The 24,063-nt window shown below is 71.9% G+C and carries 26 protein-coding genes; 13 read left to right on the forward strand and 13 right to left on the reverse strand.

From position 1 onward, the window contains the following. Positions 1-53: 53 nt before the first annotated feature. The gene (locus ACERZO_RS43810; protein WP_372671894.1) at positions 54-686 is read left to right on the forward strand and encodes a winged helix-turn-helix transcriptional regulator; all 633 of its coding nucleotides are present in this window, start codon (positions 54-56) and stop codon (positions 684-686) included. Here ACERZO_RS43810 and ACERZO_RS43815 read toward each other — a convergent pair. Then, positions 676-1,527 carry an SDR family oxidoreductase gene (locus ACERZO_RS43815; RefSeq protein ID WP_372671895.1) on the reverse strand — a complete coding sequence of 284 codons (852 nt, stop codon included), beginning with the start codon at positions 1,525-1,527 and terminating at the stop codon, positions 676-678. The two genes, ACERZO_RS43810 and ACERZO_RS43815, sit on opposite strands and share 11 nt — an antisense overlap. Positions 1,528-1,605: 78 nt before the next feature. Between ACERZO_RS43815 and ACERZO_RS43820 the strand changes: the two genes are divergently transcribed. Continuing rightward, entirely contained in the window at positions 1,606-2,400 is a 795-nt protein-coding gene (locus ACERZO_RS43820) for a helix-turn-helix transcriptional regulator (RefSeq protein ID WP_372671896.1), read from the forward strand. Here the strand turns inward: ACERZO_RS43820 and ACERZO_RS43825 are convergent. Beyond that, the gene (locus ACERZO_RS43825; protein WP_372671897.1) at positions 2,390-3,541 is read right to left on the reverse strand and encodes an MFS transporter; all 1,152 of its coding nucleotides are present in this window, start codon (positions 3,539-3,541) and stop codon (positions 2,390-2,392) included. The two genes, ACERZO_RS43820 and ACERZO_RS43825, sit on opposite strands and share 11 nt — an antisense overlap. Positions 3,542-3,563: 22 nt before the next feature. Between ACERZO_RS43825 and ACERZO_RS43830 the strand changes: the two genes are divergently transcribed. From ACERZO_RS43830 to ACERZO_RS43855, 6 genes are all read left to right on the forward strand, one after another. Beyond that, the gene (locus ACERZO_RS43830; protein ID WP_372671898.1) at positions 3,564-3,959 is read left to right on the forward strand and encodes an MmcQ/YjbR family DNA-binding protein; all 396 of its coding nucleotides are present in this window, start codon (positions 3,564-3,566) and stop codon (positions 3,957-3,959) included. A gap of 65 nt (positions 3,960-4,024) precedes the next feature. Then, entirely contained in the window at positions 4,025-4,420 is a 396-nt protein-coding gene (locus ACERZO_RS43835) for a YciI family protein (RefSeq protein ID WP_372671899.1), read from the forward strand. Further along, on the forward strand, positions 4,420-5,628 hold the full coding sequence (locus ACERZO_RS43840) for an RNA polymerase sigma factor (protein ID WP_372671900.1): 1,209 nt from the start codon (positions 4,420-4,422) through the stop codon (positions 5,626-5,628). Before ACERZO_RS43835 ends, ACERZO_RS43840 begins: the two co-directional genes overlap by 1 nt. A 54-nt stretch (positions 5,629-5,682) precedes the next feature. After that, complete coding sequence (locus tag ACERZO_RS43845) at positions 5,683-6,258, forward strand: PadR family transcriptional regulator (RefSeq protein WP_372671901.1); 576 nt, start codon at positions 5,683-5,685, stop codon at positions 6,256-6,258. A gap of 11 nt (positions 6,259-6,269) precedes the next feature. Then, the gene (locus ACERZO_RS43850; protein WP_372671902.1) at positions 6,270-7,706 is read left to right on the forward strand and encodes an FAD-dependent monooxygenase; all 1,437 of its coding nucleotides are present in this window, start codon (positions 6,270-6,272) and stop codon (positions 7,704-7,706) included. 34 nt (positions 7,707-7,740) lie between these two features. Beyond that, positions 7,741-8,235, forward strand: coding sequence for a hypothetical protein (locus ACERZO_RS43855; protein WP_372671903.1), 495 nt, complete (start codon positions 7,741-7,743; stop codon positions 8,233-8,235). A 7-nt stretch (positions 8,236-8,242) separates the two neighbouring features. Here the strand turns inward: ACERZO_RS43855 and ACERZO_RS43860 are convergent, their stop codons facing one another. Both ACERZO_RS43860 and ACERZO_RS43865 read right to left on the reverse strand, forming a co-directional pair. Next, on the reverse strand, positions 8,243-8,761 hold the full coding sequence (locus tag ACERZO_RS43860) for a GNAT family N-acetyltransferase (protein WP_372671904.1): 519 nt from the start codon (positions 8,759-8,761) through the stop codon (positions 8,243-8,245). A gap of 10 nt (positions 8,762-8,771) precedes the next feature. Further along, positions 8,772-9,713, reverse strand: coding sequence for an SDR family NAD(P)-dependent oxidoreductase (locus ACERZO_RS43865; protein ID WP_372671905.1), 942 nt, complete (start codon positions 9,711-9,713; stop codon positions 8,772-8,774). A 171-nt stretch (positions 9,714-9,884) separates the two neighbouring features. On the opposite strand from ACERZO_RS43865, the gene ACERZO_RS43870 reads away from it, so the two are divergent. Next, entirely contained in the window at positions 9,885-10,850 is a 966-nt protein-coding gene (locus tag ACERZO_RS43870) for a chitinase (protein ID WP_372671906.1), read from the forward strand. Position 10,851: 1 nt separating this feature from the next. Here ACERZO_RS43870 and ACERZO_RS43875 read toward each other — a convergent pair whose 3' ends face one another. The 7 genes from ACERZO_RS43875 to ACERZO_RS43905 form a co-directional block, all read right to left on the reverse strand. Beyond that, positions 10,852-11,697 (reverse strand): LysR family transcriptional regulator, encoded by an 846-nt coding sequence (locus ACERZO_RS43875; protein WP_372671969.1) that lies wholly within the window; start codon positions 11,695-11,697, stop codon positions 10,852-10,854. Between the two features lies 1 nt (position 11,698). After that, positions 11,699-12,079: a DUF427 domain-containing protein gene (locus tag ACERZO_RS43880; protein ID WP_372671907.1), complete on the reverse strand. Its 381-nt coding sequence runs from the start codon at positions 12,077-12,079 to the stop codon at positions 11,699-11,701. 62 nt (positions 12,080-12,141) lie between these two features. Further along, the gene (locus tag ACERZO_RS43885) at positions 12,142-12,906 is read right to left on the reverse strand and encodes an HAD family acid phosphatase (RefSeq protein ID WP_372671908.1); all 765 of its coding nucleotides are present in this window, start codon (positions 12,904-12,906) and stop codon (positions 12,142-12,144) included. Between the two features lie 82 nt (positions 12,907-12,988). Next, a complete protein-coding gene (locus ACERZO_RS43890) occupies positions 12,989-14,149 on the reverse strand; it encodes a class I SAM-dependent methyltransferase (protein ID WP_372671909.1) in 1,161 nt (386 codons plus the stop codon). 1 nt (position 14,150) lies between these two features. Then, the gene (locus ACERZO_RS43895; protein WP_372671910.1) at positions 14,151-15,116 is read right to left on the reverse strand and encodes a class I SAM-dependent methyltransferase; all 966 of its coding nucleotides are present in this window, start codon (positions 15,114-15,116) and stop codon (positions 14,151-14,153) included. A 4-nt stretch (positions 15,117-15,120) separates the two neighbouring features. Continuing rightward, positions 15,121-15,900 carry an enoyl-CoA hydratase/isomerase family protein gene (locus tag ACERZO_RS43900; RefSeq protein ID WP_372671911.1) on the reverse strand — a complete coding sequence of 260 codons (780 nt, stop codon included), beginning with the start codon at positions 15,898-15,900 and terminating at the stop codon, positions 15,121-15,123. A 55-nt stretch (positions 15,901-15,955) separates the two neighbouring features. Next, positions 15,956-16,777, reverse strand: a complete 822-nt coding sequence (locus ACERZO_RS43905) for an ABC transporter ATP-binding protein (protein WP_372671912.1) — start codon at positions 16,775-16,777, stop codon at positions 15,956-15,958. A 311-nt stretch (positions 16,778-17,088) separates the two neighbouring features. Here ACERZO_RS43905 and ACERZO_RS43910 point away from each other — a divergent pair, with 311 nt between their 5' ends. Both ACERZO_RS43910 and ACERZO_RS43915 read left to right on the forward strand, forming a co-directional pair. Further along, complete coding sequence (locus tag ACERZO_RS43910) at positions 17,089-17,634, forward strand: cysteine dioxygenase (RefSeq protein ID WP_372671913.1); 546 nt, start codon at positions 17,089-17,091, stop codon at positions 17,632-17,634. Continuing rightward, on the forward strand, positions 17,631-18,026 hold the full coding sequence (locus ACERZO_RS43915) for a rhodanese-like domain-containing protein (protein WP_372671914.1): 396 nt from the start codon (positions 17,631-17,633) through the stop codon (positions 18,024-18,026). The genes ACERZO_RS43910 and ACERZO_RS43915 overlap by 4 nt, the downstream gene beginning before the upstream one ends. Positions 18,027-18,256: 230 nt before the next feature. On the opposite strand, the gene ACERZO_RS43920 is transcribed toward ACERZO_RS43915, so the two are convergent. Both ACERZO_RS43920 and glgP read right to left on the reverse strand, forming a co-directional pair. Then, a complete protein-coding gene (locus ACERZO_RS43920) occupies positions 18,257-19,243 on the reverse strand; it encodes an LLM class F420-dependent oxidoreductase (RefSeq protein WP_372671915.1) in 987 nt (328 codons plus the stop codon). Between the two features lie 63 nt (positions 19,244-19,306). Beyond that, the gene (gene glgP, locus ACERZO_RS43925; RefSeq protein WP_372671916.1) at positions 19,307-21,835 is read right to left on the reverse strand and encodes an alpha-glucan family phosphorylase; all 2,529 of its coding nucleotides are present in this window, start codon (positions 21,833-21,835) and stop codon (positions 19,307-19,309) included. Positions 21,836-21,963: 128 nt separating this feature from the next. Between glgP and ACERZO_RS43930 the strand changes: the two genes are divergently transcribed. Both ACERZO_RS43930 and ACERZO_RS43935 read left to right on the forward strand, forming a co-directional pair. Then, on the forward strand, positions 21,964-23,400 hold the full coding sequence (locus tag ACERZO_RS43930; protein ID WP_372671917.1) for a neutral zinc metallopeptidase: 1,437 nt from the start codon (positions 21,964-21,966) through the stop codon (positions 23,398-23,400). 8 nt (positions 23,401-23,408) lie between these two features. Beyond that, a complete protein-coding gene (locus tag ACERZO_RS43935) occupies positions 23,409-24,050 on the forward strand; it encodes a class I SAM-dependent methyltransferase (protein ID WP_372671918.1) in 642 nt (213 codons plus the stop codon). Positions 24,051-24,063: the final 13 nt, after the last annotated feature.

The following is a 24,063-nucleotide window of genomic DNA, read 5'->3' on the forward strand; positions in this document are numbered from 1 at the left end:
ACCGTACGCCGCTATAGTTGTTAAAAACAACCATCAAGTTGTAGATTACGACCATGCCGACAAGCCGCAGCTACGGAGACGCCTGCACCATCGCCCGCGCGCTGGACGTCGTCGGGGAACGCTGGGCGCTGCTCGTCGTGCGCGAGCTGCTGCTGGGGCCGCAACGCTTCTCCGACGTCCGCCGCGCGCTGCCGGGCGCCAGCTCGAACCTGGTCACCGACCGGCTCCGCGAGCTGGAAGGCCACGGCGTCGTCGCCCGCCGGCAACTGCCACCCCCGGCGGCCTCGACGGTCTACGAGCTGACGGAATGGGGCCGCGAGCTGGAGCCGATCGTGCTGTCCCTGGGCGCGTGGGGCGCCCGGCTCTCCCTCCCCCCGTCGGCGCACCTGGGCACCACGTCCGTGCTGCTGTTCCTCCGCGGCTTCGCCCGCCCGCGGTCGACGGCGTGCCACCGCGTCGAGCTGGACAGTCGCGTGTGGACGGTCCGCACCGAGCCGGGCCGGCTGACGGTCGAGCCGGGCGAGCCCGCCGCGCCGGACGCGACGATCCAGACCGACCCGCCGACGTTGAACGCGCTGCTCGAAGTGCCGTCCGACCTGGACGCGGCGATCGCCGACGGCCGGGTGACGGTCGACGGCGACCGCAAGGCCGTCCGGCGGCTGTTGCGCGAGACGCTCAGCGCGTGAACGCGGCGGCGTGATCGGCAGCCCACTCGGCAAAGCCCCGGGCGGGGCGGCCGGTGACGTCCCGGACCGTCTCCGTCGTCGGCTGGGGCCGGTCCACCAGCGCCGCCAGCCGCCGGATCCGGGCTTCGACCACTTCGGCCGACCCGACGCTGCCGAGCCCGCGGGCCGCGAACGCCGCGGTCAGCTCCCGGCGGTAGTCGTCGAGGTCCTGGGTTTCGACGCGGACCGGCGCTCCGGTCACCCGGCCGAGCACCGCTGCCTGCTGCCGCACGGTGAGCGACTCGGGCCCGGTCAGCGAGTACGTCGCGCCGAAGTGCCCGGACGACGTCAGCGCGCGAGCGGCGACGGCGGCGATGTCGGCTTCGTGGATCAACGCCGAGTGCGAGTCCGGGAAGGGGTCGCGCACCACTCCGTCGCGGACGGAGTCCGCCCACAGCAGCCGGTTGGCCGCGAACCCGCCGGGCCGCAGGAACGTCCACGGCAGCCCCGACTCCCGCACGGCCTGCTCGGCTTCGCCGTGGGCGCGGGTGATGGCGTCCGCCGACGCGGGGTCCGCGCCCAGCGCGGACAGCAGCACGACCTGCGTCAGGCCGGTCGCCCGGGAGAGGAACCCGCCGAGGCCCGCCGTACCCGCGTAGAGGAACGCCTTCGTGACGCCGGCCAGCGCGGCGTCCCAGCCCTCCGGCCGGGCGAGGTCGGCCGCGACCACCTCGACCCCGGCGGGCAGCTCGGCCCGCCCCGGGTCGCGGCCGGCCGCGCGGACGTCGTGTCCGGCTTCGAGCAGATTCGAAGCCAGCGCCCGGGCGACGTTCCCGCGGGCGCCGGTCACCAAGATCGTCATGCGTCCAGGCTCGCCGCCGCCGCGCGGACCGGGGTAGGCACTGGCGGTACCACCCCGGCGCGGGGTGATGATGGCACCGTGGACAGGGTGGAGCTGAGCGGGTTCCTGCGCAGTCGCCGGGCCCGGCTGCAACCGGCCGACGTCGGCCTGGTGCCCGGCGCGCGGCGGCAGACGCCGGGATTGCGGCGCACGGAGGTCGCGCTGCTGGCCGGCATCTCCGTCGACTACTACGTGCGGCTCGAACAGGGCCGCGGGCCACAGCCGTCCGAGCAGGTCCTCACCGCGCTCGGGCGCGCGCTGCGGCTGACCGGCGACGAGCACGCGTACCTGCTGCGGCTGGCGCGTCCCGCTCCCGCGGCCTCGCCGCGGCCGGTGCCCGGGAACGTCCTGCGGCTGCTCGACCGCCTCGGTGACGTGCCGGCGATGGTGATCGACGCGGCGTACGACCTGGTCGCCTGGAACCGGATGCTGGTCGCGCTGATCGGCGACCCGGCCACGTGGCCGCCGCGGCGGCGCAACCGGCTGCGGCGGCTGTTCGACACCGGCGACGCGATCACCGGCAACCGCCTCGAACTGGCCCGGCTGTGCGTCGCGGACCTGCGGGCGAGCGGGCGCTACCCGGCCGATCCCGCCGTGCGCGCGCTCGTCGACGACCTCCTGGCCGAGAGCCCGGAGTTCGCCTCGCTGTGGGCGGAGCGGGAAGTCGTCGTGCAGCGGACATTGACCAAGCGGACCGTGCACCCGGTCGCCGGCCCGCTGGAACTCGACTGCGAGATCCTCGCCGTGCCCGGCCACGAGCACCGGCTCCTCGTCTACACGGCGGCGCCCGGCACGCCGTCCGCCGAGGGGCTGAAGCGGCTGCTCAGCGTGTGAGCGCTCCTTCGCGGACCCGCAGCGACGGCGCCAGGAACAGGATCCCGAACGTCACCACGACCGCCGACGACAACGCCCAGTGCAGCCCGACCCGCGTCGCCAGCGCGCCCACCAGCGCCGGCTCGACCAGGAAGCCCAGGTACCCGCAGGCGGCGACCGCCGCCACCGCGCGGCCCGGCGCGTCCGCCTGCTTGCGGCTCGCCACGCTCCACGCGATCGGCACGATCCCGGCCACGCCGAGCCCGACCACCGCGAAGCCGGCGATCCCCGCCACCGGCCACGGCGCCGCGAGGACCACGGCGAACCCCAGCACCGCGACCGTGGTCGCCACGCGGACGAACCGCACCGCGCCCACGCGGCCCACGATCCGGTCGGCGACCAGGCGGACCGCGATCATCGTCCCGGAGAACGCGAAGTAGCCCAGGGAGGCGAGCGCGGGCGTCGCGCCCGTGACGTCCGCCAGGTAGACCGCGCTCCAGCTGTTGACCGCGCCTTCGGCGACGAACCCGCAGAACGCGATCACGCCCAGCGGCACCAGCGCCCGGCTAGGCCACGCGAACGCCGCTTCGCCCTGGCCGCGGTCGGCTCCGGCCAGGAAGAGCGCGCGGCCCCACAGCGCGAGGGCCAGCAGCACCGCGCCGGCCACCGGGAAGTGCACCGAAACCGGGATGCGCAGGGCCTCCATCAGGGCGTCCACGCCGGAGCCCGCGAGGCCGCCGATGTTCCAGAACGCGTGGAAACCGGCGAAGATCGGCCGCCCGTAGCCCTCCTCGACGCGGGCCGCGTGCGCGTTCATCGCGACGTCGAGCAGGCTGTTGCCCACGCCGAGCACGACCAGCGCGGCCACGAACACCGGCGCGGACCCCGCGAACGCCACCAGCGGCAGCCCGCCGCACAGCACGGCCGCGCCGAGCACGACCGCCGCGCGGCTGCCGATCCGGGTGAGCAGCGCCCCCGCGCCCAGCAGCGCGACCACCGATCCGAAGGCCAGGCCGAACAGGCCGGTGGCCAGCTGTCCCGTGGTCAGGCCCAGCTGTTCCTGCACCGCCGGCACCCGCGCCAGCCAGGTCGCGAACGCCGCCCCGCACACGGCGAAGACGATCGAGACTCCCAGGCGCGCGCGTTTCAGTTCCCCCGTCACTTCGGCGATTATCCTGACTTCCATGGCCGGCTGGGACGACGCCGGCCGGATCGCGCGCGGGCTGCCCGAGGTCGTCGAGGACAGCTCCCGCGGGTATCTGGCCTGGCAAATCGGCAAGAAGGGGTTCGCCTGGGAGCGCCCGCTGCGCAAGGCCGACGTCGAGGCGCTGGGCGCGCGGGCACCCACCGGGCCGGTGCTCTGCGCCTACCTGCCGGACGTCGGGGTCAAGGACGCGCTGATCGCCGACGACCCGGCCGTCTTCTTCACGACCCCGCACTTCCGCGGCTTCCCCGCGATCCTCGTCGAGCTCGACCGGATCGACCTCCCGACGCTCGAAGAAGTGCTGGTCGAAGCCTGGTTGTGCCGGGCGCCGAAGCGGCTGGCGAAGATTTGGCCGGAAAATCGGCAAACCACGTAGAGACCGCGGGGCGGGCTCCGTCCTTTCCCGTGAACGCGCCACCGGGGCGCGGGAAGGAGCCGATCATGGCGAAGTACATGCTGCTGATGAGCTACACCGCGGCCGAGGGCTGCGACCTGCCGATGGGCGAATGGCCGCCGGAGGACATCAAGGCGCACATCGACTTCCAGCATGCGCTCGACGCCGAACTGCGCGACAAGGGCGAGCTCGTCGACGCCCAGGGCCTGGCCGGGCCCGACCTGGCGAAGACGGTCGTCTCCGACGGCCGGACCAGCCCCGTGGTCACCGACGGGCCGTACCCCGAGGGCAAGGAGCTGCTGGCCGGCTACTGGGTCGTCGACGTCGAGAGCGAGGAGCGCGCGCTGGAGATCGCCGCGAAGGCGTCGGCCGCGCCCGGGCCGGGTGGCGTGCCGATCCGGCAGCCGATCGAGGTCCGCCAGGTGATGAGCGCGCCCGCCTGATGGCCGCCGACGTGGTCGAGGACCTGCTGCGGACGCTCGCGCCGCAGGTCCTCGGCGTCGTCGCGCGGCGCTTTCGCGACTTCGACGCCGCGGAGGACGCCGTGCAGGAGGCGCTGCTCGCGGCCGCTCGGCACTGGCCGTCCGACGGCCTGCCGGACAACCCGCGCGGGTGGCTGATCCAGGCCGCCGTCAACCGGCTGACCGACCAGCTCCGCAGCGACCGGGCCCGGCGCCGCCGGGAGGACGCGGTCGCGTGGGAACCGCCGCCGGCCGATGTCCCGGATCGCGACGACACCCTGGTCCTGCTGTTCCTGTGCTGCCACCCGGCGCTGACGCCGGCGTCGGCGATCGCGCTGACCCTGCGCGCGGTCGGCGGCCTGACCACGGCCGAGATCGCGGGGGCGTTCCTGGTCCCGGAAGCGACGATGGCCCAGCGGATCACCCGGGCGAAGGCGCGGATCAAGGCGTCGGACGTCCCGTTCCGGCTGCCCGCCGCCGACGAGCGCGACGCCCGGCTGCGGTCCGTGCTGCACGTGCTCTACCTGGTGTTCAACGAGGGCTACACGAGCAGCGCGGGCGGGCGGCTGCAGCGGACCGAGCTGTCCGGCGAGGCGATCCGGCTGACGCGGCTGCTGCACGCGGTGCTGCCGGCCGACGGCGAGGTCACCGGGCTGCTGGCGCTGATGCTGCTCACCGACGCGCGGCGCCCGGCGCGGACCGGGCCGGCGGGCGAGCTGGTGCCGCTGGCCGAGCAGGACCGGACGAAGTGGGACCGCGCGCAGATCCGCGAAGGCGTCGCGCTGGTCACCGAGGCGCTCGCGCTCGGCGACGCGGGCGAGTACCGGCTGCAGGCCGCGATCGCCGCCGCGCACGACATCGCGCCGCGCGTCGAGGACACCGACTGGGACCGGATCCTGCGGACCTACCGGCTGCTGGAGCGGCTGACGGACAACCCGGTGGTGACGCTCAACCGCGCGATCGCGACGGCGATGGTGGACGGCCCCGCGGCCGGGCTCGCGCTGCTGGAGACGCTGGAGCTGACCGGGCACCGGCTCGACGCGGTCCGCGCGCACCTGCTGGAGCTGGCCGGGGACGTCGGTGCCGCCGTCCGGCACTACGACGCCGCCGCGGCGCGGACGACGAACACGCCGGAACAGCGGTATCTCCTGACGCAAGCCGCGCGATTGCGGGAGCAATCTCGGGCCTGACCGCCTGTCTTGACGAACGCCGTATAGTCGGTTCCGAGTAATAGGGAGCGACTAGTGCCGTCACGCAAGATCCGCAACACCCTCGCGCTGGCCCTGCTGGGCCTGCTGCTGGAACGCCCGATGCACCCGTACGAAATGGCGTCCACGCTGCGCGAGCGCTACAAGGACAGCAGCTTCAAGATCAACCCGGGTTCGCTCTACGACACCGTCGAGTCGCTGGCGAAGCACCGCTGGATCGAGCCCGTCGAGACGGTCCGGGAGGGCAACCGGCCGGAGCGGACCGTCTACGCGCACACCGAGCTCGGCCGCCAGGAGTTCGTCGCCTGGCTGGACGAACTGGTCCGCCGGCCGGTCGCCGAGTACCCGAAGTTCGTCGCGGCGGTGAGCTACCTCGGCGCGCTCGGCCCGGAACGCGCGGCCGACGCGCTCGAGGAACGCGCGCGCCACCTCGCCGAGCGCATCGACGGCGCGAACACCGCGCTCGACGAGACCGTCGGCAAGGGTGCGCCGCGGCTGTTCATGATCGAGGTCGAGTTCGTCCGGCACTCGTGGCAGGCGGAGCTCGACTGGGCCCGCGCCACCGCCGCGGAAATCCGCTCCGGCTCGCTGCCGTGGCCCGACCACTCCTGAGGGGAACCACCGTGCTCGAAACCGATGTCCTGGTCGCCGGGGCCGGGCCCGCCGGCCTGCTGGTCGCCGGGGAGCTCGCGCTGGCGGGCGTCCGCACCACGATCGTCGAACGCCACCCTTCGCGGCCGCCGTACTGCCGCGGCTTCAACCTCAACTCGCGGTCGCTGGACCTGCTGGCGCGCCGCGGGCTGGCCGACGGGCTGGTCGCCGAGGGGCACCAGGTGCCGCACGCGCCGGCCACCGGCCTGCCCGGGCCGCTGCTGCTCGCCGGCGCGGCCACCGATCACCCGTTCTCGCTGGGGATCCCGCAGACCCGCGTCGAGGAGGTGCTGGAGGGGTGGGCCACCGACCTCGGCGTCGAAATCCTGCGGGGGCACGAGCTGCGGTCGTTCACGCAGTCGCCGGAAAGCGTTTCCAGCGTCGTCCACAATGGACGATTCGGCCGCACGATCACCGCGCGCTTCCTGGTGGGGTGCGACGGCGGGCGCAGCACGGTGCGCAAGCAGGCCGGGATCGATTTCCCCGGCGTCGACGCGCGCTGGTACGCGCTGCTCGGCGACGTCGAATGCGAGCTGCCGTACGGGGTTTCGGCCGGACCGGACGGCCGCACGCTGTTCGTCATCCCGCGGCCGGGGTACGTGCGGATCGTGGTCCGCGAGGACGACCCGCCGGCCGACAAGTACGCGCCGGTGACGCTGGAACAGCTTCAGACGCAGGTGGACGCGGTGCTGGGACGGCACGTCGAGCTGCGGTCACCGCGCTGGCTGACCCGCTTCGGCGACGCGGCGCGCTTGGCGTCGAGGTACCGCGAAGGCCGGGTGCTGCTGGCGGGCGACGCGGCGCACATCCACCCGCCGGCCGGGGCGATCGGGGTGAACGTGGCCCTCGACGACGCGTTCAACCTGGGCTGGAAGCTCGCGGCGACGGTGCTGGGAACGGCGCCCGCCGGACTGCTGGACACCTACCACGCCGAGCGGCACGCGGCGGGCGAGCGGATCCTGGCGAACACCCGGGCGCAGGTGGCGCTGGAGGAGTGCGCGTCGGAGCCGTGGGCCGACTTGCTGCGCCGGATCGCCGCGCACCCGGCGGGAAACCGGGCGCTGGCGGAGATCATCACGGGGTTGGACGCGTGTTACGAGCCGGGCGGACACCCGTGGTCGGGGCGGCTGGCTCCGGACGTGCCGCTGGTGGTGGACGGTCGCGAGACGCACCTGGCCGCGTTGCTGCATCCGGGGCGCCCGGTGTTGCTGGACCTGACCGGTTCGTTCGGCGCGTGGTCCGGACTCGACGTCGTGCCGGCCGAGTCACCGTCCACTTCGGACGTCGGGGCGGTGCTGCTGCGGCCGGACGGCCACGTGGCCTGGGTGACTTCCGGCGCGGACCGGGAGGGGCTGGCGGAGGCGGTGCACCGCTGGATCGGCGACGCGCCGATCCCGGCGCCGGCCTGATCCGGGCGTATCCTTCGGCCGGGGGAGGTGGCGCATGCGGGGACGCTACTGGCTGCTGGTGGGGTACGTCCTGGTGGCGGGCGGGCTGTGGCTGACCACCGGCTACTGGCCGTGGCTGCTCTGGGCGTTCCCGATCGCCCTCTTCCTCACGACGGTGCTGATGCTGTCGGGCTACAGCAGCGAATTCACGGTCCGCCGGCGGTGGCGCGAGATGCGGAAGCTCGCCGACCGGATCGGCGCCCGCGACGGCGAACTGGTCCGGGAAAGCCGGCGGCGCTGGGCGGTCATCGGCCACCAGGCCCAGATGAACTTCCAGACGATCCGCCCCGGCACCGAAACCGAAGTCCGCCGGGCGCTCGCGAACAAGGCCATCTCGGCCGGGTACACGCGGGCTCACCACGGTTACTACATCACCGCGAACGGCAAAGTGCTGCTCGGGATCTCGGTCGAGCCGAAGGTGTCCTACCAGGTCGTCGTTCCCGAGGGGCACGTCTACGTCGAAATCACGATGCTCGAATCAGTGGGATGAGGGCGGGTCAGCGCGGGCGGTCCAAGACCGCCCGCTGCTCGACCCGCCCGTCCAGCGTGAACCGGCTGTGCGGCACGAATCCCAGCTTCTCCACCACTCGCGCCGACGCCTTGTTCACCGGTTCGTACACCGCCAGCAGCCGGTCCGCGAAACCGGACGAAAACACGTGGTCCCGCACCGCCGCCGTCGCCTCGGTCGCGTACCCGCGGCCCCAGCCCGATGGGGCGATCCACCAGCCCATCTCCACCGCCGGTGCCGCCAAGCCGGACTCCGTCGCGCTGCGGCTCACCAGCGATACCACGCCGTCGAACGAGCCGGGCGATGCCGATACCGCGAACCAGCCGAAACCGTGCGCCGCCCAGTGGGCCAGCGTCGCCTGGTGCTTGGCGAGCGTGTACTCGTGGGTCCACGGCTCGCCCGTGCCCACGTACCGGACCGTTTCCGGGAGCTGGGCCAGCGCGAACAAGTCGTCGAAGTACTCCTCGGCCCACTCGTGCAGCGTGAGCCGTTCCGTCGTGATCAGCACCACCGGAAGTCTAGGCGTGCGCGGTCTTCCCGCCGTCGATCACCAGCTGCGCCCCGGTCATGTACGGGAAGTCGCCCGAGGCCAGCGCCAGTGCGAACACCGCGATCTCGTCCGCCGTCGCCATCCGCTTCAGCCCCGGCACGTTCGTCTTCGCCCAGTTCGCCGCCATCGCGTCCCACACCGCGTCCGGCAGGTTCATCGCGCCGCCCGCGCGGCGCACCAGCTCCGTGTTCGTTGTGCCGGGGACCAGCGCGTTGACGCGGATGCCCTGCTCCGCGTAGTCCAGCGCCGCGGTCTGGACCAGCCCGACCAGGCCGCGCTTGGACGCCGTGTACGCGCCGCGGCCGGCGTCGGTGGCCAGCGCGTTGGACGACGCCGTCACCACCACCGTGCCGCCGCCCGCCGCCAGCAGGTGCGGGACCTCGTACTTCAGCGCCAGGAAGTTCCCGCGCAGGTTCGTGCCGACGACGTCGTCCCACTCGGCTGCGGTGTACTCGTGCACCGGCTTCTGGATGGTGACGCCCGCGTTGTTGAAGCACACGTGGAGGCCGCCGTACTTCGCCGCGACCGTGTCGACAAAGCGCTTCACGTCGTCCTCGGACCGGACGTCGGCGCGCACGTACGTCGCTTCGCCGCCCGCGTCCCGGATCCGGCGCTCGACCTCGGCGCCGAGGTTCTCGCGACGCCCGCAGAAACCGACTTTCCCGCCTTCGGCCGCGAACCGTACGGCGGCCGCGCGGCCGATGCCCGACGTCGCGCCGGTGACCAGCACGACCTTCCCGGCGAACCGCCGCGCCGCCGACGGCCCGATCTGCGGCGTCGACGCCCCGCCCTGCACGAACGCGACCCCGCCCGCGACGCCGGCGACCGCGCCCACCCCGGCGGCGATCCCGCCGGTGGCCAGGAGCCGGCGACGGCTGTAGCGGCGGGGCTCTTCGTTGCTCTCGCTCATGCCCCCAGCGTGACGGGAGCCGGCCGCGCAGCCATCTGTCGAACCGACTGGTGTTCACCGCCGGTCACCGGGGTAGCCCGTTCGGCCGATGGTCCACACCACGGTTAATGGTCTATACCAATCAGGTCAGAAAGTCCCCGCCGCCGCGCTCGTCGTCGTGGAGGTTCCACCATGCGTCTCCGTTCCCTGCTGGCCGGGCTGGCCGGCCTCGCGCTCGTGAGCACCGGGCTCGGCACCCCCGCCGAGGCCGCCGCCGGGTCGCCGATCCCCGTCGGGCCCTACGTCGACATGGGCGCGTGGCCGTCGCCCAGCCTGTCCGGGATGTCGGCCGCGAGCGGCATCAAGGGCTTCACGCTCGCGTTCGTCAACTCCTACGGCTGCAAGGCCAGCTGGTTCGGCGCGTACGACCCGCGCACGGCCTGGCAGAAGGACGAGATCACGAAGATCCGGGACGGCGGCGGCGACGTCAAGATCTCCTTCGGCGGCGCGTCCGGCATCGAACTGGCGCAGGCGTGCAGCACGTCCGCGCAGGTCGCGGCCGAGTACGACGCCGTCGTCAAGGCGTACGGCCTGAAGTACGCCGACTTCGACATCGAGGGCGCGGCGATCGCCGACCCGACGACGATCGCCCGCCGGTCGCAGGCCTTGAAGACGCTGCAGAACAACCACCCGGGCCTGAAGATCTCGCTGACACTGCCGGTGCTGCCGAGCGGCCTGACCGCCGACGGCCTCAACGTCATCAAGTCGGCCAAGGACGCCGGGGTGAACCTCGACCTCGTGAACATCATGGCGATGGACTACTACCAGGGCGCGGGCGACCAGGGCGCGAAAGCGATTTCCGCGGCCAAGGCGACGCAGGCGCAGCTGAAGTCGCTGTACGGGCTGAGCGACGCGGCGGCGTGGAAGAAGGTCGGCGTGACCCCGATGATCGGTGTCAACGACTCGCAGAACGAGATCTTCTACCAGAAGGACGCGAAGGCGCTGGTGGCGTTCGCGAAGACGGTCCACCTGGGCATGCTGTCGTTCTGGGAGGCCGGCCGCGACGCGAACGCGTGCACCGGCGCGCTGTACAAGTGCACCAACGTGCCGCAGTCGAAGTACGAGTTCGCGAAGATCTTCGCCGGGTACACCGGCTGAGTCACCAGCGGGCGGCGTCCGCGAGCAGTGCGTCCCGTACTGCCGCGGGCCCCGCCCGGCAGGGCTCCGCTCGGGTGACCACGAACAGCGTGTTGATCGGGGGTTCCTCCGGTTCGAGCAACGCGACCAGCGACCCCGAAGCCAGCTCGGCCGCGCACAGGTACCGCGGGAGCACGCTCACCCCGAACCCGGCCAGCACGCTCGCCAACACACCCCGCAGGTCGGGGACGACGACCGCGGGCCCGGACGGTGGCCGCACGCCCAGCACCGATCGCCAGTAACGGCGGATGATCGGCAAGTCCTCCGCATAGGCCACCAGCGGCGCCGAACGGGGGTCGCCGGTGAAGCCGCGGGGGCCCACCAACACGAACTCCTCGTCCGTCAGCGGGGTCGCCGTCAGACCGCGGCCGCGGGGGCGGATCGTCGACACGACCAGGTCGAACCGGCGCTGGGAAAGGCCCGCCAGCAAGTCGTCGGCCAGGCCGAACGTCACCCTCAGCTGGAGTCCGGATGCGACCAGGCCCGACAAAGCCGGCAGGACTCGCACTGTCGTCAGCTCGGCCGGCCCGGCCAGGTGCACCGGCGCCGCGAACGGGTCGGCTTCGCCGACCGTCAACGCGGAAAGCGCGTCCACGTGCGGGGCGATGCGGGCCGCCAGCTCGTCGGCCGCCGAGGTCGGGGTCACGCCCCTCGCCCGGCGGACGAACAGCTGCTGCCCGAGCTCCTCTTCCAGGGCTCTGACCTGCGCGGTCACCGTCGGCTGGGACAGTCCCAGCGACGGCGCCGCGCCGGTCAGCGAACCTGCCCGGTGAACGGCCAGGAACGTCCGCAGCAGATCGAGGTCCAGCTCAGTCCTCGACCAGCTCGATCGAGTCCACGACGTTCGGGTAGAACGCGACGTGGTCCTTGATGGGCGCGACCGGGTCGTACGGCTTCTCGTACGTCCAGACCGCGTTCTCGCCCTTCACCTCGCCCGCGTTGAGCGAGTAGTAGCTCGCCTCGCCCTTGTACGGGCAGTACGTCTCGTGGTCGGTCCGCTCCAGCACGCTCGCGTCGACGTCGGCCAGCGGGATGTACTGGACCGCCGGGTACGTGGACTCCTGCAGGGTGTACGCGTTGCGGCTGTCCGCGATGACGCGCCCGCCCGCCTTGACCACGACGCGCGCCTTGGTCGGCTCGACGGTGATCGGGTGGTCCGGGCCCGGGACCAGCACCTTCTTCTCCGGCATGTCAGCTCCTCGAGAGAATCGTGTACCAGGAGCAGCACCCCGGGCCCGGCCGTTATTCCGGCTCAGGGCAGGTAGTACATCGGGTTCGGCAGCTTGATCGGACGCAGCGCGTACCCGCCCTCGAGGTCGCTGAACTGGTCACCGACGTTGAGCACGATCTTCGCGCCGGTCGCCTCGATGTGCGCCCGCGTGCCGGACTTGTACTGGACGGTGTTGCAGGTCAGGCCGCACGGCAGGTAGTCGGGCGCGGTCGTCTTCGGCTTGAAGAACGCGCCCGCCGGGGCCGGGTAGCCCTCGTTGGCCAGGTTCTTCAGCGACTGCGGGCCCTGGAACTCGTTGCGGCCGGTCAGGAAGTAGACCTTGACGCCGCGCTGCGAGGCCCAGTTGGCCAGCTCCAGCACCGGCTTGTTGGCGACGAACGTGCCGTTGTCGATCGCCTGCTGCTGCTTGACCGGGTCGAAGCCGAAGTCGTTGTCGGCCTCCCAGCCGTAGGTGATCTCGGAAGTGTCGTCGACGTCCAGCACGATCGCCGGGTTCTTGACGCGGCCGAGCTGCTGCTGCAGGTAGCGCTTCGCGTCGGAGACGACGCGGTTGCTGTCCTTCGCGAACTGGCTGGTCTCGGAGTAGTGGTGCTTGCCCGCGGCGTCGAGGTAGTCGCCGTAGTAGGCCTTGACGTCGTTCTTGACCTGGCCGATGTTGGCCGGCTCCTTCGAGCGGGCGGCGGTCGCGTCGTCCGACCCGGCGAGCGCGGTCGCGCCCGAGGCGACGGTGGCGCCGATGGCCGCGGCGGCGGCGAGCTTGACGAGACTTGACCATTTTCCGGACACGGCGAACCCTCCAGTGGAACTTTGACGACCCGGGGAACCTACGTCACGTTCACCGGGAGTTCCACCCCTCGAAAGTTTCCGTTCACCTCTCGGCGCGGCAGAGGAACGCCACGGGCGACCGCCCGACCCGCGTCAGCACCACCGAGGCTTCCGCGCCACCACGGGGTTTCAGCCGCCGCCGCAACGCGTCCGGGTCGACGTCCAGGCCCCGCACCAGGATTTCCAGCCGCCCGACGTCGTGTCTCTTGAGGACGGCCTTCAGCGCCTTCTCCGTGTACGGCCCGTGTTCCAGGACACGGAAGGCCCGCACACCCGGCGGCGGGGTGTCACCGGTCAGGTACGCGATGCGCTCGTCCAGCTGCCACAAGCCGTGCCGCGCCGCGTAGTGCCGGACCAGCCCGGCCCGGACGACGGCGCCGTCGGGGTCGACGATCCACTCCCCCGGCTCGCGCGTGGGCAGTTCGTCCGGTTCGGCGTCGGTGACCGTCCACTGTGTCCCGTCCGAGCGCAGCACGGTCGCCCGGCGCGTGACACCGGTGCCCAGGCCGCGCCAGAGGCAGGATTCGCGGACCTGACCGTCCAGGGAAACCAGTTCGACCTCGTCCGCCCACGGCGTGAGCGCGAAGTCGAGGCCGGGCGCACACTTCACGGACAGCGCCCGTCCCGGGTAGGCGTCGACCAAGCCGTCCAGGGGCGGGGCGAAGTCGGCGGGTTTCCACGCGCGCCGTCCGGCGGAGTCACGCCGGGCCGGGTCCGCGACGACGACGCCCGAACGGCTCACCGGCCGCAGCGCGTCGGCGCGGACGAGCCCCAACGCGACACCGGCCGCGCTTCCGTTGTGCCGCGCCATCTCCAGCCGGACCGGGTCCAGATCGGACCCGAGCGCGCGCCGCGCCACCCGGGCGATTTCGACGAGGTCGGCGCCGACCGAGCACGTGACGTCGTGGACGTCGAGCCCCGCCAGCCGCGCGGCCCGGTGCCGCGCCACGATCGACGCGCTCGCCTGCTGGAGCGCGTCCGAAGTGAACAGCCAGCCGTCCGAATCCACTTTGGACACGGCTTTCCGGCGCAGCAGAACGGTTTCCAGCACCGCGGCCGCGTGCTCCTCGCCCACGAGACGGCGAACAGCGGCGACCGAAGCGATCCGGTCGGTCAGCGGCAGGGCCGAGACCTCGGCGAGCGCCGCCACACCCGCGCCCGAACGCAGGTAGGCGACGTCGCCGAGGCTGAACGAATAACCCAATTCAGGACGGCCGCTTGGTCCCGGTGATCATCACGTTGTAGAACAGCTCGCGCGGCAGGATCTTCGACAGCACCTTCTTGTCCACAGCGGACAGCCGCAGCCACAGGTGGTAGGCGAACAGGCGCCAGCGCACGGTGAGCTTCTCCTGCGGCACGGCGGCTTCGAACGTCCGGATCGGCCAGCCAGCGAGCGCCGCGGCGAACTCCTCGGTGACCGCGCGGACGTCCTGGGCGCCGGCGCCGCGGGCCCACGACTCCAGCTCCGACGGGTCGAACGTGTGGATGTCGACCACGGCTTCCAGCGCGGCCGCGCGGGACGACTCGTCCAGTTCGGACTGCGGACGGCGCCAGCCACTCAGCGCGGGCAGCTTCGTCACGCGGGTCGTCAGGAACCAGGTGAACTGGCCGAGCTTGCGCGCGTAGAAGTCGCCCACCTTGGTCGGCTCGCCCGCGAAGACGAACCGGCCGCCCGGCTTGAGCACGCGCAGCACCTCGCGGAACGCCGCCTGGACGTCCGGGATGTGGTGCAGCACCGCGTGCCCGACGACGAGGTCGAACGTGTTGTCGTCGTACGGGATGCGCTCGGCGTCGGCGACCCGGCCGTCGACGTCGAGGCCGAGCTTCTCGGCGTTGCGCAGCGCGACCTGGACCATGCCGGGCGAGAGGTCGGTGACCGAGCCCTTCTTGGCGACGCCGCCCTGCATCAGGTTCAGCAGGAAGAAGCCGGTGCCGCTGCCCAGTTCCATCGCGTGCTGGTAAGGCTGGCCGTCCTCGCCCGCGACGGCGTTGAACACGTCGGTGGCGTAGGAGATGCAGCGCTCGTCGTACGAGATCGACCACTTCTCGTCGTAGGTGCCGGCTTCCCAGTCGTGGTAGAGCACGTTCGCCAGCTTGGGGTCGGCGTACGCGGCCTGGACCTCTTCGGCGGTGGCGTGCGGGTTCGGAGCCGGGTCGTTCACGTCGGTCAAGGCGTCATTTCCCTTCGAAAGTGGCCTTGCCGGGCCCGTTTTCGATGAACGACTTCATGCCGTTCCGCTGGTCTTCGGTCGCCCACAGCGCGGCGAACAGGTGCGATTCGAGCTTGAGCCCGTTCGCGAGGTCGGTGTCGAGGCCGCCGTCGATGGCCGCCTTCGCCGCACGCAGCGCGACGGCCGGGCCGTTCGCGAACTGGGCCGCCCACTTGTGCGCGGCCGCGTAGACGTCGTCCGGGGCGACAACCTGGTCGACGATCCCCAGCTGCAGCGCCTCTTCGGCCTTGACGAACCGTCCGGTGTAGACGATGTCCTTGGTCTTGCTCGGCCCGATCAGCCGGGCGAGGCGCTGGGTGCCGCCGGCGCCGGGGATGACGCCGAGCTGGATCTCGGGCTGGCCGACCTTGACGTTGTCGCCGGCGACGCGCCAGTCCGCGGTGAGCGCCAGTTCGAGGCCGCCGCCGAGGGCGTACCCGGTGATGGCCGCGACGACCGGCTTCGGGATGTTCGCGATGGCCGCGAGGGTGCCGGTGAGGTTCGCGCCGAACTTGGCGATCTCCGGGTACGCGCGGGAGGCCATTTCCTTGATGTCCGCGCCGCCCGCGAAGGTCTTCTCGCCGCCGTAGAGGATCACCGCGCGGACGTCATCGCGCTCGGTGGCCTCCTTCGCCAGCTCGGCGAGCTCGGCGGTGACCTGGGCGTTCAGGGCGTTGACCGGCGGCCGGTCGAGCCGGATGGTGCCGACCCCGTCCTTGACCTCGAGGGTTACGAACTCTCCCACGTCACTCCTCCTCGTTGAACAAGTGCCAGCAGGCTACCCGCCGGTAAGCCACACCTTAGCGACGGCGGGCGAAGAAGCGATCCCCGGAGCGCTCCAGCACGAGGTCCTGGTCGAACGTCTTCGAGAGGTTTTCGCTGGTGATGACGTCGTCGACCAGCCCGGAGACCACCGCGTGGCCGTCGCGCAGGAGCAGCGCGTGGGTGAACCCCGGCGGGATCTCCTCGACGTGGTGGGTGACCAGCACCAGGGCCGGCGCGTCCGGGTCCATCGCCAGGTCGGACAGCCGCGCGACCAAGTCCTCGCGGCCGCCCAGGTCGAGGCCCGCGGCCGGCTCGTCGAGCAGCAGCAGCTCCGGGTCGGTCATCAGCGACCGGGCGATCAGCGCGCGCTTGCGCTCGCCCTCGGACAGCGTGCCGAAGGTGCGCTCGGCCAGGTGCCCGATGCCCATCGCGTCGAGCAGCTCGGTCGCGCGGGCGGTGTCGAGGGTGTCGTATTCCTCACGCCAGCGCCCGAGCACCGCGTAGCCGGCGCTGACCACGACGTCCTTGACGAGCTCGTCACCCGGGACGCGCTGGGCGATCGCCGCCGACGTGAAGCCGATGCGCGGGCGCAGGTCGAAGATGTTGACCCGCCCGATCCGGTCGCCGAGCAGGTCGACCTCGCCGGTGGTCGGGTGCAGCTCGGCCGCGGCGAGGCGCAGCAGAGTGGTCTTGCCCGCCCCGTTGGGCCCGAGCACCACCCAGCGCTCGTCCAGTTCCACGGTCCAGTCGAGGCCGGCGAGGAGGTCGTTGGTCCCCCGGCGGACGCCGACACCGGCCATCCGGACCACGAGGTCGTCAAGTTCGCTGGGCTGGATCGGCTCGCTCACGAGGCCCATTCTGTCTTCCGTCGCGCGCGCGTGCGCACCCGCCCGGGTGAGACGGCGAACCGGCTGGTCGGAGCGCGTCCACGAAGTGGAACGCCGCACGCCGGAAGTGCCGCGCGCCACTCCGGTGTGGCAGGATCGCGTTCATGTCAGCCGACGTGCACGCCACCCCGGTCACCCGGGGCTCGTTCTGGCGCCGTCGCGCGATCGACCTGCTCCTCGTCGCTTCGGCCGGGTGTACGCGGGCGCGGCTTCGCTGATCTTCTCTGCGGTGCCGCGCTGCCTCGCGTCCTGATCACCTTCGCGTCCGAGGAGCACCCGCGTTGACCACTTCCATCGTCCGTCCCGCCGTCGAAATCCACCCGCAGCTGACCGACCCGCTGCTGCCCGAGCTGCTGCACCCGGCACGGCTGCTGTGGACACCGCGCGAGCTGGCGGACCTGACGGCCACCGTCACCACCGAGCTGACGTCGAGCGTCAAGGACATCCTGCGGTTCGACGAGGACGGCCGCTGGTGGGCCCGGCTGGCCCTGACCGACGGCGTCGAGCTGTGGCTGCTGTCGTGGCTGCCCGGCCAGCAGACCAAGCCGCACGACCACGGCGGCGCGTCCGGCTCGTTCACCGTCCTGCAGGGCGAGCTCGGCGAGGAGTACCGCTACCCCGGCGGCCCGATCCGGCGGCGCACGCACGTCGCCGGCGAAGGCATCGGCTTCGGCGCCGGCCGCGCCCACCAGGTGACCGGCATCGGCGACGCGCCCGCGGCGAGCGTCCACGCGTACTCGCCGCCGCTGGTCCCGACGCGCGAGTACGCGACGCTCGCCGACGTCCCGGCCGAAATCCCGCCGCTGCCCGCTATCGTCCACGGATGAGCGCCATCGATTCCTTCCTGTCCGCCGCGCGGTCCGGGTTGGCCCGCGTGGGCCCCGCGCGGGCCCGCGAGCTGCAGGAAGAGGGTGCGCTGCTCGTCGACATCCGGCCGTTTTCGAACCGCCAGGCCGAGGGTGAGATCCCGGGCGCGGTGGTCGTGGAGCGGATCCACCTGGAGTGGCGGCTGGCGCCGGACAGCGAGTGGCGGCTGCCGGGAGTGACAGCCGATTCGACCGTGGTCGTGTTGTGCAACGAGGGGTACTCGTCGAGCCTGGCGGCGGCTGACCTGCAGCGGCTGGGCCTGCCGCACGCGACCGACCTCGAAGGTGGCTTCCGCGCGTGGGCTGCCGCCGGCCTGCCCGTGCAGACCGGCGGCAGCCCGGCGGTGCCTTAGCAGCCCCGTTTTCCACGCTACTGGGGAGCACCGACAGTTTCGGCCGGCCGGTCCGGTCCGGATGTAGTGAATGACTCATTCATGTCGCCTGGCGACATGAATGAGTCATTCACGTCACCTGGCGGGGAGTTGTCGGCAGCGCAACGGCTCTGGCAGCGGCGAGTCCACCAAGGTCGCGAATGACTCATTCGGGACCTCGCACGTCCCGAATGAGTCATTCGCGGCGGTTGTCAGGCCAGCGCGGGCGCGACCTTCTCCGTGAACAGGTCGATGCCGGAGCGGTCGTACGCGGCTTCCGGGAAGTTGAAGATCGCGTAGGACATGCCGAGCTCGCCCAGCGCGGCGAGCTTTTCGGTGACCTGCTCGGGCGTGCCGGTGGTGGGGCTGTTCACGAACACGCCGTGCCACCGCTCCGCCGCGTCCGCCGGCGCGTACTTGTCGAGGTGGGACTTCAGCCAGGCCAGCTTGTCTTGGACGTCCTTCTCGGTCTCGCCCAGGACAATGTTGTGGTTGACCGAGCGGACGATCGCGTCGAAGTCGGTCCCGACGTCCTTGCAGTGCTGCGCGAGGATCTCCGACTTGCGGGTGAACGTCTCGGGGTCGCCGGCGAAGTTCGTGTACTTCGCGTACTTCGCGGCGATCTTGAGCGTCTTCTTCTCGCCGCCGCCGGCGATCCACAGCGGGATGCCGCCTTCCTGCGGCGGCAGCGGACGCAGGATGGCACCATCCGTCTGATAGTGCTTGCCGTCCAGTGTGGACGTCCCGGTCGTCCAGAGGTCGCGCATGATCTGCACGCCCTCGTCGAGCTGCCCGAGGCGCTCGCCGGCGCTGGGGAAGCCGTAGCCGTAGGCCCGCCACTCGTGCTCGTACCAGCCGGCGCCGATGCCCATCTCGACGCGGCCGCCGGAGATCGTGTCCGCGGTGGCGGCGACCTTCGCGAGGTAGGCCGGGTTGCGGTAGCCCATGCACGTGCACATCTGCCCGAGCCGCACGGTCTCCGTCGCGGCGGCGAACGCCGAGATCAGCGACCAAGCCTCGTGCGTGGCCTCTTCGGTCGGGACGGGCACGGTGTGGAAGTGGTCGTAGACCCAGATCGATTCGAAGGGCCCGGCTTCCGCGTGCTTCGCGAGGCCGAGCATGGTCTTCCAGTGGTCCGCGGGGTCGATGCCGGCGAGGTCGAGCCGCCAGCCCTGCGGGACGAAGATTCCGAAGCGCATGCGTCCAACCTAACGCCGCTCACGCCGGGGTGCGCAGCGATTTCCGGCTGGAGTAACTCCAGGTCAGGCCAGCACCACGCGCGCCAGTTCGGCCGGCGCGGCCAGCAACCCGTGCTTCGGCAGCACCCGGACCGTATACCCGATCGACCCCGGCCTCGGCAGCTTCAGCCGGGCCGCGAAGGCGCCGATGCCGTCCGCCGTCATCGGGACCGTCACCGCGTCGCGCAGCTCGTCGTCGTCGCCGACGCGGCCGACCACCGCCTGGATGTCCACTTCGGACGGATCGAGGCCGGCCAGGTCGATGCGCGCCCGGATCGTCACCTCGGTGCCGACGACCAGCGGCTCGGCCGCCTCGATCAGCAGCTCCGAGTCGAAGATGCGCAGCCGCGGCCACGACACCTCCAGCTTGGTGCGGTAGTCCGCCAGCGACAGCGCGCCGCGGTAGCCGTCGCCCGTCGCCGCCGCCACCATGCGGGACGCCGGCAGGTAGCCGTTGTCGACGTACTCCCGGACCATCCGGGACGCCTGGACGCGCGGCCCGAGCGTCTCCAGCGTGTGCCACACCATCGACAGCCACCCGGTGGGCACGCCGTCGGCCGAGCGGTCGTAGAACAGCGGCGCGATCTGCTGGCCGAGCAGTTCGTACAGCGCCGCCGCCTCGAGGTCGTCGCGGCGCAGCGGGTCGGTGACGCCGTCCGCGGTCGGGATCGCCCAGCCGTTGCTGCCGTCGTAGCACTCGTCCCACCAGCCGTCGCGGATGGAGAGGTTCAAGCCGCCGTTGAGCGCCGACTTCATCCCGGACGTGCCGCACGCCTCCAGGGGCCGCACCGGGTTGTTCAGCCAGACGTCGCAGCCGCGGTACAGGTACCGCGCCATCGACATGTCGTAGTCGGGCAGGAAGACGATCCGGTGCCGCACGTCCGCGCCGTCGACGAACCGGACGATCTGCTGGATCAGCTGCTTGCCGTTCTCGTCGGCCGGGTGCGACTTGCCCGCGACGACCACCTGGATCGGCCGGTCCTCGTGCAGCAGCAGCGTGCGCAGCCGCTCGGGGTCGCGCAGCATCAGCGTCAGCCGCTTGTACGTCGGGACGCGGCGGGCGAACCCGACCGTCAGCACGTCCGGGTCGAACACCGAGTCCACCCAGCCCAGCTCCAGCGGGGACGCGCCGCGCTGCAGCCACGCCGCCCGCACCCGGCGCCGGACCTCGTGCACCAGCTTCTCGCGCAGGTCGCGGCGCAACCCCCACAGCTGGGTGTCGGAAACGCCGTCGCGCATCGGCCCTTCGCCGACGTCGAGCCCCCACTCGCGCCCGAGCAGCGTGCTCAGCTCGCGTGCCACCCACGTCGGGCCGTGGACGCCGTTGGTCACCGACGAGATCGGCACCTCGTCGTGGTCGAACCCGGGCCACAGCCGCGAGAACATCTTGCGCGTGACGCGCCCGTGCAGCTGCGAGACGCCGTTCGCGCGCTGCGCCAGCCGCAGGCCCATGTGCGCCATGTTGAACAGCCCGGGGTTGTCCTCCGCGCCGAGCGCGAGCACGCGGCGCGGGTCGATGTCCGGGACGAGCCTGCCGTCGGCGAAGTAGCGCTGCACCAGGTCCACCGGGAACCGGTCGATGCCCGCGCTGACCGGCGTGTGCGTGGTGAACAGCGTCCCGGCGCGGACGGCGGGCATGGCCTCGTCGAACGCGAGCCCGTCGGCCTGGACGATCTCGCGGGCGCGCTCCAGCCCGAGGAAGCCCGCGTGTCCCTCGTTCGTGTGAAACACCATGGGCTGCGGGTGGCCGGTCAGCTCGCAGTACTTGCGGACCGCGCGGAACCCGCCGATGCCCGCCAGGATCTCCTGCCGCAGCCGGTGGTCGGCGTCGCCGCCGTAGAGCCGGTCGGTGACGCCGCGCAGGTCTTCGTCGTTGGCCTCGGTGTCGGTGTCGAGCAGCAGCAGCGGCACCCGGCCGACGCGGGCCTGCCAGATCTGCGCGCACAGCTCGCGCCCGCCCGGCATCGCGACGCCGATCAGCACCGGCCGCCCGCCCGCGGTCAGCAGCTCCAGGGGGAACGCGTTCGGGTCGATCACCGGGTAGTGCTCGACCTGCCAGCCGTCGAGCGACAGCGACTGCCGGAAGTAGCCGTTGCGGTAGAGCAGCCCGACGCCGACCATCGGCACGCCCAGGTCGGACGCGGCCTTGAGGTGGTCGCCGGCCAGCACGCCGAGGCCGCCGGAGTAGTTCGGCAGGGCTTCGGTGACGCCGAACTCCATGGAGAAGTAGGCGACGGCGGGCGGCAGGTCGGCGTCGTCGCGCTGCTGGTACCAGCGCGGCTCGGAGAGGTACTTGTCGAGGTCCTCGGCCGCTTCGCGGGCCCGGGCGAGGAAGTCGTCGTCGACGGCGAGCTCGTCGAGCCGGGCCGGCGGCAGCGCCGTGAGCATCCGCAGCGGGTCGCGCACGGCGTTGAACAGCTCGGCGTCCATCGACGCGAACAGGTCGCGCGTCGGCGGGTGCCACGTCCAGCGCAGGTTGGTGGCCAGCGCGCCCAGGCCGGACAGGGACTCCGGGAGGCTGGCGCGAACGGTGAACCGGCGGACTGCACGCATGGGAAGCGACGATATCGGGCCGAGGCCCGACCTGCGCAGGAGGAGTTCGGGGATAACGTGCACGCTCCGCGTATGCCCTGGGTATGGTCCTGCCCGTCGGGTACCGGGGCACGAGAGCGAGTGAACGAATGATCCCAGGGGGAGGACGGCGCACGCTGGTGGCGTTGCTGGCCGTCGCGGCGGTGGCCGTGAGCGGGTGCAACACCAAGAGCGGCGGCGCGAGCGGCGACCCGGGCAAGGACACCGGTGCGGGATCGGTCGCCGGGCTGCCGGTGACCCACTTCGAGAGCGGCCTCAAGCCGGACGCGCCCACGCCGGCCATCGACGTCAAGAACGCCGACGGCGGGGAAGACGACAAGCTCGCCACCGCCGCGATCGACGACGTCCAGACGTACTGGAACGAGCGCCTGCCCGCCGACTTCGGGGAGCAGTTCGAGCCGGTGAAGTCGCTGCTGTCCTACGACTCGCAGACCGACACCGAGAAGACCGGCTGCGGCAGTGTGAAGAAGCTCGTGAACGCGTTCTACTGCTCGGTCGACGACTCGGTGGCGTGGGACCGCGGTGTCCTGCTGCCGATGCTGCGCCAGCGGTTCGGGCCGATGTCCGTGGTCGTCGTGCTGGCGCACGAGTTCGGCCACGCCGTCCAGTACCGGCTCGGCGACAAGGCCAACATGACCAAGAGCACCCCGACCGTCGTTAAGGAGCAGCAGGCCGACTGCTTCGCCGGCGGGTACTTCCGGTGGGTCGCGGAGAACAAGAGCAAGTACTACCAGGTGTCGACGTCCGAAGGCCTGAACCAGGTGATGGCGGCGATGTTCCTGATCCGCGACCAGGCGGGCACCAGCGGCGCCGACCGCGGCGCGCACGGCACGGCGTTCGACCGCACCTTCGCGTTCCAGACCGGGTTCGAGAAGGGCCCGAAGGAGTGCGCGGCGATGAACACCGAGAACGTCAAGGCCCGGCTCACCGAGCGCCCGTTCGACAAGGGCGACACCGGCAAGGGTGACGCGAAGTTCAACGACCAGGCCGTCCAGCTGCTGAAGAAGAGCCTCGACGAGGCCTTCAAGGGCGCCGGCGTGGCCGCGCCGGAGATCGCCGACGGCGGCAGCTGCCAGACCACGCCGCCGGCGTCGTACTGCCCGAACGACAACACGGTGGCCATCGACCTCTCGAAGCTCTCGCAGCTGGCCCAGCCGATCGACCGCGAGGCCGAGATGAAGGGCGAGGACCCGGGCGGCATGGGTGACTTCGCGGCGTTCTCGGAGGTCGCGTCGCGGTACGCGCTGGGCATCCAGAAGGGCGTCGGCGCGTCGATCGACAACGCGAACGCGGGCCTGCGGACGGCGTGCCTGGTCGGCGCGTGGGCGGCGTTCACGAACCGGCCGGGCGACCTGCGGCTGTCGGCGGGTGACCTCGACGAGGCCATCGCGGACCTGCTGCAGCCGGAGAGCCTGATCTCGGCGGACGTCAACGGGAAACGCCCGGACAGCGGTTTCGACCGCGTCGAGTCCCTGCGGCGGGGCTACCTCGAAGGTTCGTCGGTCTGCTCCAAGCAGTACGCCTGAGGTCGCCCATGGCTGACAAGTGGCTGTCGGATACGCGCTCCTCGTACGACACCGACGCCCCCGGATACCTCGAGAAGGTGCGCGGGCTGCTCGATGAGCGGCCTTACCTGCGCGCGAGCCTGGCGTTGTTCGCGGAGTCGGTGCACGGCGCCGGCGGTGGGCCGGTCGCCGATGTCGGCTGCGGGCCGGGCTACGTCACCGCGCACCTCCAAGAGCTCGGCGTGGACGCCTTCGGCATCGACCTCTCGCCCGAGATGGTCGCCATCGCGCGGCGCGACCACCCCGGCCTGCGCTTCGAGGTCGGGTCGATGACCGACCTCGACCTGGCGGACGGTTCGGTCGCCGGCGTGCTCGCGTTCTGGTCCGTCATCCACGTGCCCGACCACGCCGTGCCCGGCGTGTTCGAGCAGTTCCGCCGGGTGTTGCGGCCAGGCGGTCCGCTGCTGGTCGGCTTTCACGTCGGTGACGGGACGCAGCACACGTCCGAGGGCTACACGGGTCGCCCGGTCGACGTGGACAGTCACCACCGCCCGCCGGACCGGATCGCGGGCTGGCTGCGTGCCGCGGGCTTCACGATCGAGGCCGAACTGGTCATGGGGCCCGACGAGGACGTCCCGGGAGCCGTCATCTTCGCGCGCAGCCACGCCTGAACACGGGAAAGGC

This window comes from Amycolatopsis kentuckyensis (assembly GCF_041679295.1).
Taxonomy (GTDB): domain Bacteria; phylum Actinomycetota; class Actinomycetes; order Mycobacteriales; family Pseudonocardiaceae; genus Amycolatopsis; species Amycolatopsis kentuckyensis_A.

Coding starts and splice junctions, on each gene's coding strand:
- ACERZO_RS43810 (WP_372671894.1), top strand. CDS start 54: ATGCCGACAAGCCGCAGCTACGGAGACGCCTGCACCATCGCCCGCGCG.
- ACERZO_RS43815 (WP_372671895.1), bottom strand. CDS start 1,527: ATGACGATCTTGGTGACCGGCGCCCGCGGGAACGTCGCCCGGGCGCTG.
- ACERZO_RS43830 (WP_372671898.1), top strand. CDS start 3,564: ATGGCCGGCTGGGACGACGCCGGCCGGATCGCGCGCGGGCTGCCCGAG.
- ACERZO_RS43835 (WP_372671899.1), top strand. CDS start 4,025: ATGGCGAAGTACATGCTGCTGATGAGCTACACCGCGGCCGAGGGCTGC.
- ACERZO_RS43840 (WP_372671900.1), top strand. CDS start 4,420: ATGGCCGCCGACGTGGTCGAGGACCTGCTGCGGACGCTCGCGCCGCAG.
- ACERZO_RS43855 (WP_372671903.1), top strand. CDS start 7,741: ATGCGGGGACGCTACTGGCTGCTGGTGGGGTACGTCCTGGTGGCGGGC.
- ACERZO_RS43865 (WP_372671905.1), bottom strand. CDS start 9,713: ATGAGCGAGAGCAACGAAGAGCCCCGCCGCTACAGCCGTCGCCGGCTC.
- ACERZO_RS43870 (WP_372671906.1), top strand. CDS start 9,885: ATGCGTCTCCGTTCCCTGCTGGCCGGGCTGGCCGGCCTCGCGCTCGTG.
- ACERZO_RS43880 (WP_372671907.1), bottom strand. CDS start 12,079: ATGCCGGAGAAGAAGGTGCTGGTCCCGGGCCCGGACCACCCGATCACC.
- ACERZO_RS43905 (WP_372671912.1), bottom strand. CDS start 16,777: ATGGGCCTCGTGAGCGAGCCGATCCAGCCCAGCGAACTTGACGACCTC.
- ACERZO_RS43915 (WP_372671914.1), top strand. CDS start 17,631: ATGAGCGCCATCGATTCCTTCCTGTCCGCCGCGCGGTCCGGGTTGGCC.
- ACERZO_RS43920 (WP_372671915.1), bottom strand. CDS start 19,243: ATGCGCTTCGGAATCTTCGTCCCGCAGGGCTGGCGGCTCGACCTCGCC.
- glgP (WP_372671916.1), bottom strand. CDS start 21,835: ATGCGTGCAGTCCGCCGGTTCACCGTTCGCGCCAGCCTCCCGGAGTCC.
- ACERZO_RS43930 (WP_372671917.1), top strand. CDS start 21,964: ATGATCCCAGGGGGAGGACGGCGCACGCTGGTGGCGTTGCTGGCCGTC.
- ACERZO_RS43935 (WP_372671918.1), top strand. CDS start 23,409: ATGGCTGACAAGTGGCTGTCGGATACGCGCTCCTCGTACGACACCGAC.